9 protein-coding genes and 1 pseudogene are annotated in these 15,975 nt (G+C 68.5%); 5 read left to right on the plus strand and 5 right to left on the minus strand.

Annotated elements, in window-relative coordinates; genetic code table 11:
• Positions 1–36: 36 nt before the first annotated feature.
• The 4 genes from ACFYWS_RS23415 to ACFYWS_RS23430 form a co-directional block, all read right to left on the minus strand.
• The gene (locus ACFYWS_RS23415) at positions 37–1,464 is read right to left on the minus strand and encodes a protein kinase (protein ID WP_389279668.1); all 1,428 of its coding nucleotides are present in this window, start codon (positions 1,462–1,464) and stop codon (positions 37–39) included.
• Entirely contained in the window at positions 1,457–3,628 is a 2,172-nt protein-coding gene (locus ACFYWS_RS23420) for an AIPR family protein (RefSeq protein WP_389279670.1), read from the minus strand. Before ACFYWS_RS23420 ends, ACFYWS_RS23415 begins: the two co-directional genes overlap by 8 nt.
• A gap of 263 nt (positions 3,629–3,891) precedes the next feature.
• Positions 3,892–7,521, minus strand: coding sequence for a DEAD/DEAH box helicase (locus ACFYWS_RS23425; protein WP_389279672.1), 3,630 nt, complete (start codon positions 7,519–7,521; stop codon positions 3,892–3,894).
• Entirely contained in the window at positions 7,506–8,252 is a 747-nt protein-coding gene (locus ACFYWS_RS23430; RefSeq protein WP_384509637.1) for a hypothetical protein, read from the minus strand. Before ACFYWS_RS23430 ends, ACFYWS_RS23425 begins: the two co-directional genes overlap by 16 nt.
• Before the next feature lie 418 nt (positions 8,253–8,670).
• On the opposite strand from ACFYWS_RS23430, the pseudogene ACFYWS_RS23435 reads away from it, so the two are divergent.
• The 5 genes and pseudogenes from ACFYWS_RS23435 to ACFYWS_RS23455 form a co-directional block, all read left to right on the plus strand.
• A pseudogene (locus tag ACFYWS_RS23435) lies at positions 8,671–9,075 on the plus strand (DNA helicase); the annotation flags it as partial.
• A gap of 152 nt (positions 9,076–9,227) precedes the next feature.
• Positions 9,228–12,701, plus strand: coding sequence for a DNA polymerase III subunit alpha (locus tag ACFYWS_RS23440; RefSeq protein ID WP_389279674.1), 3,474 nt, complete (start codon positions 9,228–9,230; stop codon positions 12,699–12,701).
• Between the two features lie 6 nt (positions 12,702–12,707).
• On the plus strand, positions 12,708–13,682 hold the full coding sequence (locus tag ACFYWS_RS23445) for a hypothetical protein (protein WP_389279676.1): 975 nt from the start codon (positions 12,708–12,710) through the stop codon (positions 13,680–13,682).
• 144 nt (positions 13,683–13,826) lie between these two features.
• Positions 13,827–14,117 (plus strand): hypothetical protein, encoded by a 291-nt coding sequence (locus ACFYWS_RS23450; protein WP_266513747.1) that lies wholly within the window; start codon positions 13,827–13,829, stop codon positions 14,115–14,117.
• 51 nt (positions 14,118–14,168) lie between these two features.
• Positions 14,169–14,783 carry a hypothetical protein gene (locus ACFYWS_RS23455; RefSeq protein WP_266513749.1) on the plus strand — a complete coding sequence of 205 codons (615 nt, stop codon included), beginning with the start codon at positions 14,169–14,171 and terminating at the stop codon, positions 14,781–14,783.
• Here the strand turns inward: ACFYWS_RS23455 and ACFYWS_RS23460 are convergent.
• The gene (locus ACFYWS_RS23460) at positions 14,768–15,967 is read right to left on the minus strand and encodes a hypothetical protein (RefSeq protein ID WP_389279678.1); all 1,200 of its coding nucleotides are present in this window, start codon (positions 15,965–15,967) and stop codon (positions 14,768–14,770) included. The two genes, ACFYWS_RS23455 and ACFYWS_RS23460, sit on opposite strands and share 16 nt — an antisense overlap.
• Positions 15,968–15,975: the final 8 nt, after the last annotated feature.

The following is a 15,975-nucleotide window of genomic DNA, read 5'->3' on the forward strand; positions in this document are numbered from 1 at the left end:
GCCCCGGGGTCTTCCCAGGAACCGTCCCATGCCTCGTCAAAGGGAGTGGCCGCCCGGCGGCCTCCGACGAATACCGATGAGAGCCTCGCGCACTTGGCCCACCAGGGCAGGATCCGGACCGTTCCTACCCACCAGGTCCTTGTACAGGCTGCCCAACTCCCGGGCTGCCTCCGCGAAGCGGTGCACGTCGCGGAGCAACAGGCCAACGTACAGACGTACCTCCAGGACCACGGTGTCCGTGGGTGCCCGGTGCCTGCTCAACAGGGCCAGTTCACGCTGGAGATCGTCCAGCGCACGTTGGTGCTGGCCGAGTCCGATACGGCAGCGGGCGGCCTGGATACGGCAGGTTTGGGCGTCGTCCGCCGCCTGTGTGCCGGGGAGGCCGAGTTCGGCGACCAGGGCCTCATAGGCCGACAGTGCCGAGCTCAGTTTGCCCGCTTCGAACAGGGCCTGGGCGACCGCCAGGCGGTCGGCGCGTCCCACCGCGCCGACCGGCATGTGGCGCTGCTGGGGATCGGCCGTCGACGTGACGGCTGGCAAGCGCAGTGGGCCACCGGGTATCGGCACCGGGGGCACTGTCAAAGTCGGCAGGTCAGGGAAGGACAGGTAGCCGGGATGCTGGTGTGGCAGGTGTCCCAGGAGCTCGTCGATCACGTGGCGGGCGCTGTTGGGGCGTTCGTAGGCTCGCTTGGCCAGCAGATCGAGGATGAGCCGTTCCAGTCGCGGGTCAACATCCCCGCGGGTTCTGCGCACTGGTGCGGGCGGCTGGAGCACGTGCGCGCACATCAGGTTGACGATGTTGCCCCCGTCGAACAGCCGCTCACCTGCCAGGAGCTCGTGCAGGACCACGCCCAAGGCGTAGAGGTCGGTCTGCGGCGTGATGTGCCCCGCGTCGAACTGTTCGGGGGCCATGTAGTGCGGGCTGCCGATGATCTGTTGGGGTTTCGTCAGGCGGGTGGGCGCATCCGCTCCCAGGGCCATGGCGATGCCAAAGTCCAGAACCTTCACGGCGCCGTCGACCGTGATCATGATGTTGGCTGGCTTGATGTCGCGGTGGATCACGTGGACTTCGTGAGCGTGGTGCAGGGCGGCGCATACGTGCAGGGCCAGACACACGGCCCACACCGAAGGCACGCTCCCGGAAACGTCGATCACGCGCTTCAGGGAAACGCCCTGTACTAGTTCCATGACCATAAACATGCGGTCTGCGGTGCCGTCGAGGAAGGCGTCGTACACCTGGGGGATGCCCGAGTGGTGCAGCTGCGCGGTCACACGCACCTCTCGTTGGAAGCGTTCCACGAAGGCGGCGGCGTCATGGTGGGCGGCGAGGTCGTCCAGGATGAGTTTGACGGCGACATCGCGGCCCAAGAGCAGATCGTAGGCGCGCCAGACCTGCCCCATGCCGCCTTCGTCGAGCGATTCGCGCAGCGCGTAGCGCTTGGCGATGATCCGTGGCTCAGGCACCGTTCGTGCCGTCCTCCCGCCTCACGTCCCCGCCACTCTCGCCCGGGTACGGCTCGGTGGTGTGGGTCTCGTGCCACAGCTCCTGCGCAAGGTCGCTCAATGCGGGGCCACCGGGCAGAGCCCAGCGCCTACTGCCCTGCACCGCGATCGGGGCGTCGTCCCAACCTGCCTGTCGCCACATGTGCAGAATCAGACCGGCGAGGGAGTAGCGGCCTCCGTCCGCCGCCCACAGCAGGGGCTTGGCCGTGTCGTTGGTCCATGTCGCAATGAACCGGTTCGGGTCGGCGTTCAACCACTCTCCGATCGCCTCGTCCTCACGGGTCCCGGGGTGGTACATGAGCTGGGTGCCCTCCGGCAGCCGGTGCTGATCAACCAAGAGCCGCACAGGGTTGGGACGCCGCCCGCGGCGCGTCTCAGGGGGACGCTGATAGACGGCGAGCTCGGGGTGGTGCCCCTGTCGTTCGAACGAGGCCAGAACTGCTGCAGCCAGGTCCCGGCACGCGGTCGCCTGTGAGAAGGTGCGCGAGACGAAGCTATGCGGCCCGTAAAGCCGGTCGACTTCGGCGATGAGGTGCGCCAGTGCCTGCGCGGTGAGTTTTACAGCAGCGTCCAACGTGGGCTGCCAGTCCGCGTCAAGGTCGTCGATCGCCTCAATGTTCGTGCGCTGGAACACCAGATGAGCCACCAGGAGGGCGCCGCTCTCCGCGATCGCGGCAGCCCGGCCTGGCAAGGTCGCGGCCAGGCCGTGGACGGTCTGCTGCACGATGCGCAGCAATTGCACCGAGCGCCAGATCTGCACGGCGGTGGGCGGCTCGGCAAACAGTTGCGTATAGCCGCCCTCCGGGGCGGACTGCCACAGGAAGTCGGTGGAGGCACGCGTTCCTGCGACCATCCGTGCGTCGGGGTGGGCGCAGGCCAGCGCGGTGGCCGCTTCCAGCACGGTGCAGCCCGCGTCGGGCGCGGGCTCAAGCTCACCGCGCTTGACGATGTAGTCCTTCTCTAGAGTGAGCCGGAAGTCGTCGCGGATGTAGGCCTGCACCGGGTCCAGCGCAATGAAGTCACGCTGCTCCACATGGTTTTGGGTGTTGGTGGCCACCGTGACCGAGCTGGCGAACCCGGGCGGGGTTTGTCCGACGGTGATGATCCGCACCATGACCTTCACATCGGCGAGCGCCTGCGGATCGTCCGCGAAGGCGCGGTACAGCGATGCCACGGTCTGTGCGCCATTGACGATCTGCGCGTCAGCCAGTGTGAGGCGCACCGGCGCGCCCTGGGCGCGGCGGCCGAAGTATTCGGCGGTGGCTGACTCGCACAGCACGGTGATCCCGTTGTTGAAGTACCAGAAGTTCTCGGGGTTCTTGGCCAGGCTGTCGTCTAGCGTGGCGTTGACCGGTGTGTGCCCCAGCGAGCGGCGTACGTTGATGTTGAGTAGTTCTCCGCCGTGCCGCTCGTACCAGAGGGCGATCTCGTCCGCGGTGACTGTGCCGACGTGGGCGGGATACGGCAGGTCCTGCCCGTACCAGCCGTCGGCGAAGGTGGCCGTCACGGTCACTGATTGTGGCGCCAGGTCCTGACGGATCGCCGCATGCAGGTCGCTGCTTGCGAGCACCCTCAGGTCGGTGCGGGCGCCTAGGTCGGGGGACTCCCGGTGGATTAGTTGCAGGGCACTCGTCGCTGGTGCCGCCGGCCCCATGACGGCGGCGACGAGGTGGACCTGGGACATGGGCTGGGCAAGCACACTGTGGATCCGGTCCGCGAAGCCCTGGAACCGGGCGTTGAAGCGGTCGAAGTCCAGGTTGTCCAGCATCCGAAAGGCATTGAGGAGCTTGGAGGCGTCGGCGGACGTGAACTGGGCCGTGCCCTGGTCACTCCACTTGGCCTGGATCAACCACAACTCACCAGTGGCCGAGGACACGGCCACGGCATCGATGCCAAAGTCATCCGCTCCGTCGGTGACAGCCGCGGCCGCCTCCTGCGAGGTGCAGTCTGTCGCGATCCGCACTGCCTTCGCCGCGAGGGCACGGGAGAAGAACAAGATCTCGCGGTGTCGGGAGAAGCCGCCGTCCCTCACGTCAATCAGCCCGTCGAACTCGCGCGCGAGGGCCTGCCGGACCTGCCGGACCTGCAGAGGCCTGGCTGCCTCTGGGTTACTCCCTGCCGTCACGCCCCGCCTCCATCCGCTCGTGATCCCAGCACTATACGAGCGAGGACGCGCACTGCTTAGCGAAGGTTCCCAGAGGCTCAGCGCGCCCGGAACGTGCCGGGTTCCAGAAATGTAGTGCCATCTACGGCGACCAGCACAGGGCCCGGCTGCAAGTCGACCTTAGGCGGAGCCGTCCCGAATAGACCACACCATTAGCAATGGTGCAACGGGCGCCCCTACCCAACGCCTCATCCTAAAGTCCGGGTTGCTGAATGGTGTGGATGTCACCAGGCGGCCCGCAGGCTCAAAGTGAGCCGGTCGTCAGTGAGGGTCGCGTCGAAATCGATTCCGCTGTCGATGATCGTGAGGACGTCGAGATACGCGTCGGCCGGGATGATAGCCACAGTGCCTTGGTTTGCTTCGGCGGTCAGGGGCGATGGCTGAGGACCGGGAGCGAACCTCAACTGAACGGGGAGGCCGTCATCGACTGTCACTCCGGTGGTGGTGACATGCAAGGAGGTACGTCTGGCGTCGAGCAGGCTGCCGATCATGCTGGGGCGGCGGGTGCGGACGTATTCCAGCAGGTCGTTGATCTCATAGGAGGTGGCGGAAAATTCGCGGCGCCATCCGTCAATGTGGAGGTCGGTCAGCCAGGCGCGCAGTTCATCGGCGCCGATGTTCCGGTCGTTGGCCGACCGGCCGATCTGGTGGGCGAGGCGGCGGGAGGTGACTCCAGCGTTTAGCAGGGCGAGGGCCTGAGCAGTGTCGACGCCATGACGCAGGTGCCAGCCGACGGTCGCGGGCAGCCTGATCTCGGCCCGTGCTTGTTCCAGACGGGTATTGATGAGGTTGGTCAGCGCGCCGAGGGTCCAGGCAAGATAGTGCTCGAAGGTGACGCTGATGTTGCTGACGGTCTGTTCCAAAGCCCATTCGCGAGGCAGGCCCGGCAGCCAGGCGTCGGCGAGGTCGGGGATGGTCGTGCCACCGGTCCATCCGGTGATCGCCGCAGCGATGTCTACGTGGAGGCGAGCCCTGGTGCCGGTCCGCTTCTCGGTGAAAGTCCACGCTTCCTTGGCTTCCGGGAAAGTTAGCAGAACGCCGTACACGCCGTATTGGGTGAAGAAGTCCAGGGTGCGCTGGAGTGGCCATTCGTCGGGGAACACGCCAGCCAGGACCTCCGCCCAGATGCCCTCGTAGGCCGGCGCGGTGGCGGCGGGGTCTCGCAGGAGGGCCTGGGTGAGGGCTTCGGCGATCGAGTCCAGAGTGCGGGCGGTGCCGATGCTGGTGCCCGGGGTGGTCCAGCGCCGCCGGGCGGCCGGTTCGGTGGCCTCGTACTGTTCGGCGACCTTTGCGGCCAGATGCAGCCAGCGGTCCTTGAGATCGGGCGGCAGCTGTCGCATGGCCAGCAGCCGCCCGACGGCAGCCATCGGCTCGATGGTTGTGAGGGTGGGAACGCGGGAGAGCGCGTCTAGGGTGAACCACACGTAGGAGGCGAAGTTGGCAGCGTGGTTCTCGGCGAGCTTGAAGATGGCATCGGCGGTGTCGGCAATCAGCTGTTCGGCGGCGGCGAGGTCGGTCAGGGCGTCATCGGTGCCGAGCGCGGACAACACTTGCAGGCGCTCCGCACTAGGTTCGAGCAAGGCAAAGTCCGGGGAGCGCGGGTCGCGGTGGCGGGTGAGCAGGATCCAGCCTTCGCTTTCGCGTCCGGCCCGGCCGGCACGGCCAACGGCGTTGAGCAGTTGCGCTGGTCCCATTTGCGGCTGGCCGGACCATGTGCGTGGCAGACCGTCGTCGATCTCACTGTTGATGATGACGGAGCGCACCGGCAGGTTGACCCCGTCGGTGAGGGTGCTGGTACAGCACAGTGCTTTGAGTTGGTCACTGCGTAGGGCGTCCTCGACCGCGTGCAGGACCTCGGCGGGCAGTTGGGCGTGGTGGTAGGCGACCCCGTGTCGGGCGCAGTCCACGATCGGGTGGTCGGCGCCGAGAGTGTCGGCGAGGAAACCGGCCAGTGGGGCCGCGGGCGGAAATTCGGGCAGGAGGGCGGCGATAGCCCGGGCGGTGTTGCGCGTGGCGACGCGGGAGGTACAGACCACCAAGACACTGCCGGCGCGCGATAGATGTGCAGCCCCGAATGCGAACAGGGCGTAGTTCGTTACTGATGAGGTCTGCTTACCGGTGGTGTCGCCGGGGAACTTCTCACGGTAGATCCGCTGGCCGAGCGGCTGGTCACGCTGAGTGGCCATGTGAAAAGTCTTGCCGGTCGAGGTCGGGCGGACGCTGATGCGCAGGCCCATCGGCAGGACTGCCTCGGTGTTGCGGGTCCGGTTCGCGCGCGGCGGGAGCTTGGTGCGAGTGAGCTGGTCAGTGAACTTTATCGGGCTCAGCAGGCCGTGCAACCGACGGGGCCCGCGCCACTGTGAGGTGAACACGACGTCCTTGGCGGGCTGGCTGGGATCGAGCCAGGCTGCGAGCTCAGCGTGGTTGCCGACCGCGGCAGACAGCAGGACCAGCCGCGGTGGGCTTGGATGGGCCTGGCAGAACGCCAGCAGTCCTTCGAGGAGGAAGCCGCGCTCGGTGTGCTGCATGTGATGAGCTTCATCGACCACGATCAGGCCCACCCCCTCCAGGGCCGCATTCGCGTCCTGCCGCAGGGCGTGCATCAGCCGCTCGGGAGTGAGGACCTCCACGTCTGCGTCGCCGACTGTGGCCTGGGCGCCGGGCGCGGGGAAGTCGGGCTGGTCGTCGCCGAGTTTGCGGCCCAGCACCCGTAGCCGGGAGCGAAGGGCCTGGCGCATCTCCCGGCCCAGGCTGCGCAGTGGCGAGACATACAGCACCCGACCGGCGTCAGCAGCCAGATGGGCGCAGATGACTAGCTGTGCCATGAGTGTCTTGCCAGCACTGGTCGGCACGCTGATCAGCAGCCGGGAGGTGGCCGGGTCCAGCGGGCGAGACTGCTGCAGCAGCTCGCGCTGCGGCGGCCACAGCGTCATCACTGGGGGGTCGGACAGGGCAAAGGCCTGGGCGAGTGCTGGCGGGGTATCGGGAGGCAGTAGCCGCTGGAGACTGCCGTCTGCCAGGTCATCCAGGAGTTCCAGCAGATGGGCAGCGACCCATCGAGCGGAGCGGTCCGCCAGGCCAGCGCTGCCGGTGACCACGCCTTGCAGGTGGGCCCGGGCGGTCTCCAATGCTGCGGGGTCGGCACGAGTGAGAAACAGCGTCAGGTTGTGAACCGCCTCAATGACGGCCTGCGCCGGGCCATACATGCTCTCTCGTAGATCGGTGACGCCGGCCAGTCGCTGCAGATCGCCCAACTGCCTTCGCCATACGCGTACTACCCGGGTCAGCCTGCGTCGCTGCAAGCCCAAAAAAGCCACCCCGGCCTCAACCGCGAGGGTATCCAGGTGAGAGGCCAGCGACTCCTCGGTGACCAGGAGTGGGTCGACCTGACGGAAAACTGCGGCAGCGTTCGGGTCTTGCTCACATCGCCGGTAGCCAACCTGGGCGCCGAACGCCAGTGCCAGACGGCGGGCTCGAACCTCATCGGGATCCTCCGCGTCTGCGGTCTCCGCCAGGTCGTCGTCTTCGCCGGTCCTGTCGTCCTCGGGCCCATTGGCGGTGTCGAGACGATTGCGGCGGTCGTCCAGAGCCAGTTCAAGAATGTGGGCGCTGACGGCGAAGGCGTGTCGGCGCCGAACCGGATCATACAGTTCGGTGCCTTCAAGAGCCGCAGCGATGCCGTGCAGGTACCAGGCTGTCCCTAGCAGTTGGTCCGAAACGCCAGCCTCGGACCTGATAGCGCCGACTTCAACCTCGGCGATCAATGCAGCGAGTTCATCTGGGGACGGCAGCAGGCCAGCCTCGTGGACGCCGAGCGCGATCGCGAGGATTTCGGGGTTTACAGTGCGGTCCACACCAGTTCCTGAACGTGCCGGGCGAAATCGGGGAAGTCATCGATGGCCACGATCACGCCTTCAAGTTGACCATCGTGCCGTAGGTGCGGAATGCGCTCGTGAGACGTGGTGAAGGCTCGCTGTTTCGGAGCCGCAGACGTGTTGGTGGCCACGCTCACCCCGGCACCGCTGCTGGGATGCCCTTCCAGCCACAGATCGGCCAGTTCGCTGACAAACGTGCCGACGTCGCCAGAGACTTCCCGGTCGGCCCAGGCTATCTGGGAGATCACGTAGTTGATGCCATGTTCCGATAGCTGATCCCAGGCACCGCGAACCGTGTCGGTGACCGAATCATCCTTACCGGTGTATTTCTTCATCTCCCATAGACGGAAGAGAAGTTCTGGTCCGGTGCCTGAACGTGAGCGATAGATCACCAGACCGTCTCCACCGGAGTCGTTGACGTTGTCCTTGGGTGGGGTCAGGTACTCCCGTGCTCGTGCGGGCGTATCCGGGCTTTCCAACGCCAGCAAGTACCAGAGCCATTCGCCTACATGGCCCGGCACTCCGTGATGCGGTTTGGCCGCCGGATCGTTCTGCGGCTTAAATACCGGTTCCGCAAACGCCGTGACCAACTGCCGCCGTTGCCCAGTCAGCGGAGTGCCGCCTAGCGCGGCCGCCCTCCAAGAGTCGAATGCGTGTGTCACCTTGCCGCACCGCTGTCGCATCAAGGCCTCCGCGATGATCCATGCCACCGCCCCGCGCTCGGAGTCCGAATGCCCACCCATAGACACCAGCTCCCAGGGGCATCGCTGGCCGACTCCCCGGCTGGTCCGAGTCACGAACGCCGACACCTGCCCACCCCGGGCTGCCGCGAACTGCTCCGCTGCCGCTGCCGGAACCCGGCCTCGAGAAGCGGGAACGGCTATCGGCATGCGTACGCTCCGCTTCTACCCGTCACCGGCGAGTTCCCCACTGTCGAAGACTATCTGGCCACCCAAGCGTATGACGGAACCTTCCTTTTCATCCGGTAATCCCCTTACTCGCTGGCTTGCCACCCTGCTTCCCACCTCCTCCTGGATAAGACCCAGGACACCAACCCCACAGTCGAGCAGGTCTTCCTCGCCCAAGCGAACGCGCCCAGTTCGTCATGGTCGGAGATTCCGCCCAGGCGATCTACCAGCGGCGCGGCGCGACCCCCCCGAACTCCTGCTCTTCACCACCTGTGGCGACCTCCAGGAGTACGCCCCGTGCGACCCAGCGGTCGCGACCTGCAGCCTTTCGTCGACCTCGTCGACACCCACGGCCCCAACGCCATCCTGGCCGCCGTCGCCCCCTGGCACCCGAGGACGCTGCCGAGGTGACCGTGTCCACCGCCCACCGGGCCAGGGGCCGGGAATGGGCGTCAGGGAAATTCGCCGCGAACTTCGAACCACCGTTCTCCTGTGAACCCAATGGCACACAGCCCGTCGCACCCCACCGATCAACGACAGCGAAGCCCAGCTCGCCTACGTTGCCGCCACCTGCACACGTCGACGCCTCGACCTCGGCGGCCTGTCCTGGATCAACGACCACCCTGCCCCCGTCGAGTAGCCACCCGGTGAGCCACGCCTTGAGGCTTCCAGCCCTTCGACTATCGAACGAATGTGCGAACATTGAGTTAGAGTGCTTCCACGGTCGAGATGACGCAGATGAACCAAAGGGGGGGTTATGAGCAACAGGAGGTGTGTATGTCGTTTACGCACCTCCGTGCAGCGAGCGGCTATTCGCTGCGTTACGGGGCCAGCCACCCGCAGGCACTGGCGGAGCGGGCCGCAGAACGGGGGCTAGACGCCCTGGCGCTGACCGACCGGGACTCCCTCGCGGGCGCGGTGCGCTTCGCCAAGGCGTGCGCGCGGGCCGGGATCCGCCCGTTGTTCGGCGCCGACCTGTCCGTGCCCGGCGTGCCGACATCCGGTCCGTCGCCGACGACACGGCAGCGGACCCCCGCCAGGGGCGGCGCGTTCGTGACGGAGGCGCCGCTGCGCGCGGTGTTCCTGGCTCGGACCGCGCACGGCTGGGCCGAGCTGTGCCGTCTCGTATCGGCGGCATCCGGTCAGGGCGTCACCTGGGAGGACCTGGCCTGTGCGAACGATGAGGTGTTCGTGCTGCTCGGGGCCGATTCCGAGGTGGGGCAAGCGCTGGCATCGGGACGCCCGGACCGGGCCGCGGCCCTGGTGGATCCGTGGCGTGAGCGGTTCGGCCAGTCGTTGCGTATGGAGGTGTCGTGGCACGGGCGGACCGGTACGGGTCCTGGGTCGTTGCGCCTTGCCGCACGGATGGCGGGCTTTGCCGCCGAGCAGCAGGTGGAGACCGTGCTGAGCAATTCGGTGCGCTACGCCGACCCGCATCAGGGCGAGGTCGCCGACATTCTGGATTCCGCACGCTCGCTGGTGCCGATCGACGGCCGGGACACGTCCCGGCTCGACAGCGGGCAGCGGTGGCTGAAGGACACCGGGGAGATGGAGCGGATCGCCGGGCGGATCGCCGAGGCGGTGGGCGGCCGAGGCTTGGAAGCTCGGCGGCTGCTCGCGGCGACCGAGGAGACGGCGGCAGCCTGCGTGGTCGACCCGGGCGAGGCCTTCGGTCTGGGCCGGCTGAATCTTCCCGAGGCCGAGCTGGTGGGCGCGCGGGCGGACACCGCCGACCGCGTGCTGGCCGAGAAGTGCGCGGCGGGCATGATGAACCGCGGCTACCACCGGGAGGCGGGGCGCTGGGACCGGCTCGAGGACGAGCTGCGGATCGTCGCCGGGCACGGTTTCGCCGGGTACTTCCTGACCGTGGCCGAGGTGGCGGCGCAGGCCCAGCGCCTTGACATCCGCGTTGCAGCCCGCGGCTCGGGCGTGGGCTCGCTTGTCACGCACCTGCTCGGGATCAGCCCGGTCGACCCGGTGGCGCACGGCCTGCTCATGGAGCGGTTTCTGTCCGCGCGGCGGTCCGCGCTGCCCGACATCGATCTGGATGTGGAGTCGGCACGCCGCCTGGAGGTGTATCAGGCGGTACGGGAGCGGTTCGGGGCCGACCGGGTGGCGACGCTCGCGGTCTACAAGACGTATCGGGCGCGCGGGGCGATCGAGGACGTGGCCCGCGCCCGCGGTATGGACCCGGACGAGGCGGCCCGGCTCGGCAAGGCGTTCCCCCATATCCGGGCGAAGGACGTGCGGGCCGCGCTCGTCGAGCTGCCGGAGCTGCGCGAGGTCGCCGCCGAGGACCACGGCCGGCTCTGGGAACTGGTGGAGGCGCTCGATGGGCTGCCGCACGAGGCAGCGATGCACCCGTGCGGCCTCCTCGTCTCCAACGCCGGGCTGCTGCAGCGCACCCCGGTGGCGCCGACCACGGTGGAGAACATCGCCATGTCCCAGTTCGACAAGGAGGACATCGAGGACACCGGTCACCCGAAGATCGACGTCATCGGCGTACGCATGCAGTCGGCGCTCGCGCACGCGGCCGCCGAGATCGAACGCGTCACCGGCGAACGGCTCGACCTGGACGACCCCGCACAGATGCCGCCGGACGACCCGGCCACGTACGACCTGATCAGCTCCGGGGACACCCTGGGGACCTTCCAATTGGAGAGTCCGGGGCAGAGAGAGCTGGTGCAAAATCTGCAGCCTCGGTCGTTCGACGACCTGGCACTCGACATCAGCCTGTTCCGGCCAGGACCGGTCGCGGCGAACATGGTGGAGCCACTGATCAAGGCCCGCGACGGCCAGAACCGGCCCCGCTACGCGCATCCGGACCTGAAGCCGATCCTCAAGGAGACCGAAGGACAGGTCGTCTTTCACGAGCAGGTCATCGCGATCATGGTGACGATGACCGGCTGCGACCGGGGCATGGCGGACGAGGCCCGCCGTGCCCTGTCGAACCCCGAGCGGCAGGGCCGGGTCCGGGCCTGGTTCGCCGACCAGGCGCGGGGACGCGGCTATCCGGTCCAAGCCGTACGCGACGTGTGGAAGATCCTGGAGGGCTTCGGCAGCTTCGGCTTCGCCAAGGCGCACGCCGCGGCCTTCGCGCAGCCCGCCTACCAGTCGAGCTGGCTCAAGGCCCACCGGATGGCGGCCCTGCTCGCGGGGCTGCTCACGCACGATCCGGGGATGTACCACAAGCGTGTGCTGGCCGCGGACGCCCGGCGTCACGGGGTACCGCTGCTGCTGCCCGACATCAACCACTCCCAGGCCGCACACATAATCGAACTGGTGTCTGGCAAGTGGGGGGTGCGGATCGGTCTGTCGCAGGTACGCGGCATCACGGAGGCCGAGAGTGGGCGCATCACCGCCGGGCAGCCGTACACCTCGCTCGAGGACTTCTGGCAGCGCGCCCGGCCCAGCCGCCCGCTGGCCGAACGGCTGGCGCAGGTCGGTGCGTTGGACGCGTTCGGTCCCCGCCGTGAGCTGCTGTTGAAGGTCACCGAGCTGCACCGCTCGGGCCGCAGCAAGCGCGGCTCAACCGCGGGTCAACTCCCCATGGAGAACACAGAGAACACGGAGGGCGCCGACACGGAGCCGAACGCCGCCGTCACCACCACGGGCCTGCCGGCCATGAGCAGCTCCGAGCAGCTCGCCGCCGAGCTGGACGTGCTCGGCATAGACATCTCCCACCACCTCCTCGACGAGCACAGGTCCCTGCTCGCCGAGATCGGCGCGACCCCCGCCGCCGATCTGCCGGGCCTTCGGCACGGCGCCACCGTGCTCGTCGCCGGCGTCAAGGTCGCCACCCAGACCCCGCCGATCCGCTCCGGCAAGCGCGTCATCTTCGCCACCCTGGACGACCCCACCGGCCTGTCCGACCTGGCGTTCTTCGAGGACAGCCACGCACGCTGCGCCCACACCGTCTTCCACAGCAGTCTGCTTCTCGTCCGCGGCACCCTGGCCCGTCGCCCGCCGCGCGCCTTCAGCATCACCGGCACGGCCGCCTGGAACCTGGCCGAGCTGATCGACCTGTACCGCGAGGGCGGCCCCGCCGCCGTCGCCAACCGCCTCACCCGGCCCGAGACTGCCGCACGCCGGGCAGGTCCGCGCCGCACCATCACCCAGCCGACCGGTTACACCCTGCACCCCTGGGCCGACCTCCAGCCGCCCGGCACTCCCGCCTCCGCCGGCCTGCCCGCCCTCGACGCGCTCGACGGACGGTCCTTCCACCATGCGAGCCCCGGAAGCGCGGGGTGACCGGGGATGATCCTCTACCTCCACTTCGGCGACCCGCAGCCGGACCCCGTCTACCGGCGACTTCTCGACATGGTCGGCGAGTTCACCCCCGTTGCCCAGGCCCTGCCGCCGGACGCGGCCCTCGCCGACGTGTCCGGGAGCACCCGCTACTTCGACCGCGACGCCGCCGGGCTCGCCGCCCTGATCCGGATGCGCGCGGCCGCGCTCCACGGCCTCGACGTGACGGTCGGCATCGGCCCCAACCCGCTGCTCGCCCAGCTCGCCGCCCACCGCGGGGAGCCCGGCGCCATCCGTACCGTTCCCGACGACCCCGAGGCCATCACCCGGTTCCTTCATGGACTCCCCGCCGCCGCGCTGCCCGGCGTCGGCCCGGCCACCGCCCGCACCCTGACCTCGTACGGACTGCACACCGCCGACCAGATCGCCGCCACCCCGCTGCTCACCCTCCAGCGCATCCTGGGCACAGCGACCGGGCGCACGCTCCGCGAACGCGCGGCCGGCATCGACCCCGCGCGAGTCGTCGCGGGCGCCCCGCCCCGTACGTTCAGCGCCGAGCACCGCTTCGAGCGCGACGAGCTCGACGCCACCCGACAGCGCGCCGCGCTGACCCACCTCGCCGAACAACTCGGCGCCCGGCTCCGCGGAGAGCGGCAGGCTTGCCGCTCGCTGACCCTGACCGTCCAGTACGCCGACCGCTCCACGACCACCCGCAGCCGCACCCTGTCCGAGTCCACCGCGCACAGCCCCCAACTCCGCACGTCCGCCCACATGTTGCACTGGTCTCTGGGCCTGCAGCGGGCCCGTGTCTGCTCCCTCACCTTGCGCGCGGGCGAGCTCGGCGACGCCGCCTCGGCGTCCCGGCAGCTGACCTTCGGCCCCGACGACGACAAGACCCGCCGCATCGAGGCCGCGGCCGACCGCGCCCGCGCCCGCTTCGGACCGGGCGCGGTACGGCCCGCCAGCACCGCGGGCCTGCGGTGAACGCCTGGATCAGCGCAGAACGAAGAACGGCGCTCCGGCAAAACAGAACCGAAGGGCTCGGACCGGTGGGTTGACATATGAGACGTGATAAATGAATCATGAATCATGCCTCAAAGCCCATCCGAGGGAATGCGGGAGCTCTCGGTGAGCCTCTTCGGGAACCGCTATCGGGCGGAAGTACTACTCGCGCTCGCCCAGGCCGATGACCGGGGTGTCTGCATGGGAGACCTGGCAGCTTCCTACGGGATCTCCGCCAGCCTCTATCAGGCGCCGATCCGGGCGCTGGTGAGGGCTGAGCTCGCCGTGCGGCTTCCGCAGGATCCCGGGGAGCGGCGCAAGCACTACCGACGTAGCGACGACAACGAGCTCTGGCAGTACCTGGAGGGCCTCTTGCGTCGTTTGGCAGCGGTGACAGGAACGGAACAGGTTGGATAGCCGACGGGGCCGGTGTTTGCGGTCACGGCCGGGTGAGGCAGGGTGGAGACCATGATGACCTCGGTGGGTTCCGTGCTTGACGGCTCGGTGAAGACGGTGTCCGCCCAGCTTGTGGGGCAGGGCGGGAAGACCGCGTTTACCCAGGTCATCGGCGAAAAGGCGTTGTTCTTCTACCGCCTCGCCCCTGCCGAGGACGAGCGCCGCCGAGAGGTCGGCGCGGAACGCCTGGACCGGCGGCACCCACTGGAGACGCTGCTGTCGCTGCCGGTCGGCATGCCGGTTCCGCTGGCCTCACTGGACCAGCACGAGAGGCGGGCGCTGCGTTCCCTGCCGGCCGGAGCGGCGGACCGGGACCGCCGGACGGTGACGCGGCGTGCGGTGCGCCCCTTGCAGGTGGATCTCGCCGTGGTACCGGCGTCCGGGTGGCGCCAGGGGCTTGAGAGAGCAGGCCGGTTCGCCCCATTCTGCCGTCGGGCCATGCTGCTCAGCCGCCGCCCCGCACGTCTGGACGAGGTGCTGGCGGAGGCGGACTTCTACGGCATCGGAGTCCTCATCGACATGGGGGACGAGATCGAGATGGCTCTGGAACCCGAGCCCTACCGGCCGCAGCGGCATACCGCGGCGGCATGGCGGTTCGTGGAGGAGCTGTATCAGCGGGTGTGCTGAGCACGCGGGGCTTCGAGTGCGGCACGGGCGGAATCCGGCGCGGCCAGCGCCCACCGGTTGAGCTGCTCGGGCACCTTGAAAGCACCGGGCTGCCGGAGGGTGGCGTTCACCAACGGGTACTGGTCAACGGCGCTACGGCATCGGTTGTGCCACCACCGCTCCCGCTCGGTCCCTGCGGGAATCGCGCAGAGGTCGCGGAGCCAGCCCATGAGCACGGCGATGTTGTGGGCGGCGGCCTGCGCAGGCAGGGGCGCGTGGTTGCTGGTGAAGATGTCCAAGGACCGGCCTTCGCAGGCGTAGCACTCGCAGATGGGTGCGGGAGCGCCACCGTACTTGTCCGCCAGGTTGTCCCCCAGGTAGAAGTCCATCAGCTCGGGGTGAAGCACATGCGGCGCCGTGGGCCCACCGCCGCCCTTCCTGCTGGTCTGCGCCTTCTCTCCGGGAGCGACAATGTGCCGGAGGCCGCTGCTCCCGCCGAAGGCGGTGAAGAGGGCGCCGGACGACAGGGCACCGAATGCGGCGAGATCGGCACGGACCAGTGCGGCGTCCGGCACCTCGGCGATCAGCATGCGCAGGTGGGCGACCGCCTTCGCGTACCGCGCGAGCGGATCCATCTGCCCGCCCAGCATGATCGCCTTGGGTCCTCGGACCATCTGCAAGAAACCGATCAACTGTCGCGTCGACTCCTCGTTCCGGAGCCATGCCACGTCGACCGGCACCGCGAAGATCACCGAAGGGTCGCCCAGTTCGACCATGCGGCGGACCGCGGCCCGGAGAGCGTCAGAGTCCTCGGCCTGGATGTAGCCGGTCGGGGTGATCGGCGCGGTGACGCCGGCCGCTCGCTGCCGGGAGAGGGAGACCTCCAGCGGGTCATTCATGAAGAACCCGGCCGGTTCGTTCTCGGGGAACGGGGCCTCCTCGGTGGCGGGCTCCGATTCGTAGCGGGCCGGATCAGCGAGCAGGACCCCGCTGTACCCCTCGTCCCGCCGCATCCGCTGCGCCGTCCGTGCAGCGCTCTCGCCGCACAGGATCAGGCCGCTGAGACTGGGGGCGATCTGCCCCGCCACCTTCTTGACGAGGGTGGGGCGGGACTGGATCAGCATGCGGCCGCGCAGGAGGGCCATGCCGTCCGGTACAGAATCGGAGGTGCGAGGACGGGGCGGGACAGCGGAAGCGTCGGTCATGGACGGTC

The sequence above is a fragment of the Streptomyces sp. NPDC002795 genome (assembly GCF_042888725.1).
GTDB lineage: Bacteria > Actinomycetota > Actinomycetes > Streptomycetales > Streptomycetaceae > Streptomyces.